This window comes from Mumia sp., from assembly GCF_028803055.1.
GTDB lineage: Bacteria > Actinomycetota > Actinomycetes > Propionibacteriales > Nocardioidaceae > Mumia.
On record NZ_JARBCJ010000249.1, the window covers coordinates 1 to 3,817 of the forward strand.

A 3,817-nucleotide genomic window follows, 5' to 3' on the forward strand; every position below is an offset into this window, starting at 1 on the left:
CGACGCTGCGTAACCGGCCGGCCCGTCAACCTCCGACAGGTCGTACTCACCCGCCTCCACCGTCGCACCGGTCACCGCGTCACTGCCGGTAGCACCGCTGATCGGCGTCGGCCCATCAGCAGACAGAGTCCACTCCGTCGCCTCCGCCGACCCACCGTTGTCGTTGACGACCTCCTTCACCAACGTCAACGTGCCCGGCGCATCGTCATTCGTGATCGTGCACGTCACGTCAGCACCGAGGCCGACGGACACGGATCCTGCGACCACGGGTAGCGAAGTCCCGTCCGTGACGCACACCCACTGCGAGGCCCCGTACCCCGCCGGTCCCCCAGACTCGGCCAAGGCGTAGGAGCCGACCGCCACGTCCCTGTTCGTCACCGGCGCAGACCCCGTCACCCCCGAGATGCCCCCGGTCGGCCCCGTCGCCGACAACGTCCAGTCCGTCGGCGCCGCAGTGCCGCCGGCGTCGTTGACGACCTCCTTCACCAACGTCAACGACGATGGCCGAGCAGTGTTGGTGATCGTGCAGGTCACGCTGGCGCCGTTGGCGAGCGTGACGGCAGAGCCCTCGAGCGTCCCGCCGGTCCCCTCACAGGTCCAGTCGCTCGCGTCATACCCTTCCGGGCCGGCCTCGCTCAGGTCATAGGTCCCGGCGATCACGTTCACGTCAGTGACACCGTCGGCGCCGTCGCCGCTGACCGGGTCCTGGTCTGGGATGTCCTGCGGCGTCGCCGTCAGCGTCCAGTCCGCCGGTGTCTGCGTCGCCCCGGTCGAGCCGGCGTCGACGAGCTTGCGCAGCGTCAGCTGCGCGGGGTCGTCCGTGTTGGTGAAGACGCACACGACGTTCTCGCCGGCGCGCACGACGACCTCAGTTGCTGGCTGCGGCGTCCCGTCGACGAAGCACAGCAGCTCGGTGAGCTCGTAACCCTCCACCCCTGACTCACTCAGCGTGTACGGATGGTTCGGACGGACCTCGACCGACTGGGCCTCACCGCGGGCTTCACCGATCACCGCGACGTCGGCGAGTCCCGGCACCGCCGGCACCGGGCTCGGCTCAGCACGCAGCGTGAAGTCTGCGGCGACGGCCGTACCGCCGGAGTTGTTGACGACATCCTTCGCGAGCGTGAGGAGTCCAGTCTGGTTGGTCGCGGTGCAGCTGATGCGTTCCGCGATCGGGACGGTGACGCCGCCGTTGAGGCCGTCGTTGAAGCCGGGGATCTGGCCGCCGTCGGCGTCGATGCGGATACACGTCCACGAGCCCGTGGAGAGCGGATAGGTCTGCAGGTTCGTCCGGTTGTCGACCTGGAGGTACGTCGGAGGGCCGCCGGACTCGGCGAGCTGGTACGGGATGCCCGCGGTGACGATCTGGTCGGTGACCGCGGCGCTTCCGGCCTGTCCGCTCGGGCCGGGCAGCTGCCCCGCCGGTGTGCCGGGAGCGGGAAGGGCGGCCAGGTCCCACAGGGTCGGGGCGGCGCTTCCCTCGACGTCCTTGGCGAGCGTGAGGCGCGACTCGCAGTCGACCGTGTTGCGGACGGTGTAGCTGTTGGCGCCCTCGACCAGATCAGCCGCGTACCCGGTGTCGGCCAGGGGGATCGGCGTCACCGGTTCACCGCCGATCTCCACGATCTCGCCCGGAGAGACCTCGCAAAGGTCAGGATCGATAGCAGGCGCCTCCAGCGTCACCTCCTCGTCGATCACGACCTGTTCACCCGCCACGTATCCCGTCCGGGTGACCCCCCACCCCTGGTCGGTCGCCGGGTCGTCGCCTGGACCGGTGAGCGTCAGCTGAGCAGTGAACCCCGAGGGCTGATTGCCCTCCGGCACGGGGTCGGCGCCGTTGATCACCCACTCTTTGTCCACCGTCACCGACGCCGGTGCCGCCGCCTGGTTGTAGACCGTGCAGCTCACCGCGGCCGTGCTCGACACGTCCACCGTGAAGCCCGCCGCCCCGGCGTTGACGACGGGCACGCTCGCGCCCGTGTCGAGGTTCGTACAGACGGCGTTCGCTCCGCCCACCGGGAAGAGCGCGGTCCCCGGCTGAGTCTGCTCCTGCACCTCGATCGCGCCGGAGGTCACGCCGCCGCTGAAGGTGATGGGATAGTTCACCGCGCTGGAGGAGTCCGTCGTCGCGCTCGTCGTCGGCAGTGTCACACCGGTCGACGCGGTCGAGGCATCGAAGGTCCATCCGGCGCCGCCGGGCGTGGCGTTGGCGATGTCGCCGTCGGCGCCGACGATCTGCTTGACCACCGACAAGGAGCCGGCACAGTCTCCGAGCGCCAGCTCGCGCAGCGCGTCACCCACAACCCCGTAGTTGGAGACCTGGTAGTAGTCTGCGGTCGACGCGTTCGTCCCGTCGTACCGGGTCGGGCCCGAGATCGCCGACAGGTTGAGTCGAGTGGCCGGGTCGCTCACCCCCGCGCCGACGCCGACGGCGATCGTCCGCGTGCCCTTCGCCTTGAGGGCGTTGGCCGAGAAGATCCCGTTCTCCGTCTCGCGAAGTCGGTTGAAGTTGCCGGGGCCCTCTGCAGGCTGGGAGTAGTACGTCGGGTCACCATCGGTGATGACGACCGCGATGTCGTACGTCGGTGACGATTGCGCTGCGACCGCCAGCCCGCGGTCCCAGTTCGTGCCGCCACTGGCGGTCCAGCTGGTGTACCGCGACTTGAAGTCGTCCGCGCCGTTCTGTGTGGAGACGGGCACGAGGCCTGGATAGTTCTGAGTCGCCCCGAGCGCAGGTGAGGTCGTCGAGAACGAGAAGAGCGCCATCTGCGACGGCGTCCCGACGAGCGAGTCGGTGAAGGTGTCTGCTGCGGCCTTGAGATTCGCGAGCTGAGGAGCAGTAACCGATCCCGACAGATCCAGGATCAGCGCGACGTCGAGCCCGCACTGCTGCACGGGCGCTGGGTTGACCCGGGACTGCTGCCAGACGCCGCCGGACGCCACACGGTTCGTGTTTCCCGAACCGATCATGAAGTCGGCGGCCGAGGTGTAGGTGTTGCCGGCGCGCAGGGTCGTGCCCGTCCGGAACCGGTACGGCGTCTCCTGCGACCCGCTCCCATCACCGTTGCCCGTACGGAGGGTCGGGTTCTCGGTGAAGCCGGAGGGCGCGTCGGTCTGGACGATCCAGAACCTCCGGTCGCAGTTGACCCCTGCGCCACCCAGGCATCCGGCCGCCCCGGTCTGGGTGTTGGGGACGACGAAGCTGCAGTCCCCGTCGGCGTCCGAGACACACGTGGCCCAGCTGTCGGCGACCGGGGTCGTCGGCGCGGTGGTGCCGTTGTACAGCTGCAGCGTGGTGCCGGCCAGGTTGGTGACGCCGGTCGTGCCGACACGATCGGCGCCCACCTTGACCGTGATGACGGCGTTGGTGCCTGTCGCCGGCGGGACGTCCGCAGGCGCAACGGCCGGCACCGCACCCGTAGGCGGCGCGCCGAGGAGACCCATCAGCAACAACACCGCGGCCGACGCCACGAAGCGACCCGACCGCTTGTTCCAGAATTCCTTGCCGCCCATGGATCCCCCAACCCGGCCCATGCGTGACGCACTCACGCACGCATAACGGGCATCCTGCCCCAGATGGGACGAACCGGCACACGGGAGCCGGGTCGGGGGCCAGAGGGCTGGAGGGTCAGAGCGTGGCGACGTACCCGAGGAGGTCCTGACGGGTCAGCACGCCGACCGGATCCCCGTCCTCGTGGACGACGACCGCATCGGCGTTCTCAAGCTCGCCGACGGCCTCCTCGACCGGCTCACCGGCTCCCACGCTGGGCAGCGGCGGCGCCATGTGCTCCTCGACCATGTCGGAGAGCGACGCGAC

At 69.5% G+C, this 3,817-nt stretch carries 2 protein-coding genes; both read right to left on the minus strand.

What is annotated here, in order from left to right; translation table 11 throughout:
* On the minus strand, positions 1 to 3,513 hold a 3,513-nt coding region (locus PV363_RS16505), incomplete at its 3' end, for a hypothetical protein (RefSeq protein ID WP_301022910.1).
* 115 nt (positions 3,514 to 3,628) lie between these two features.
* On the minus strand, positions 3,629 to 3,817 hold a 189-nt coding region (locus tag PV363_RS16510), incomplete at its 5' end, for a CBS domain-containing protein (RefSeq protein ID WP_301022911.1).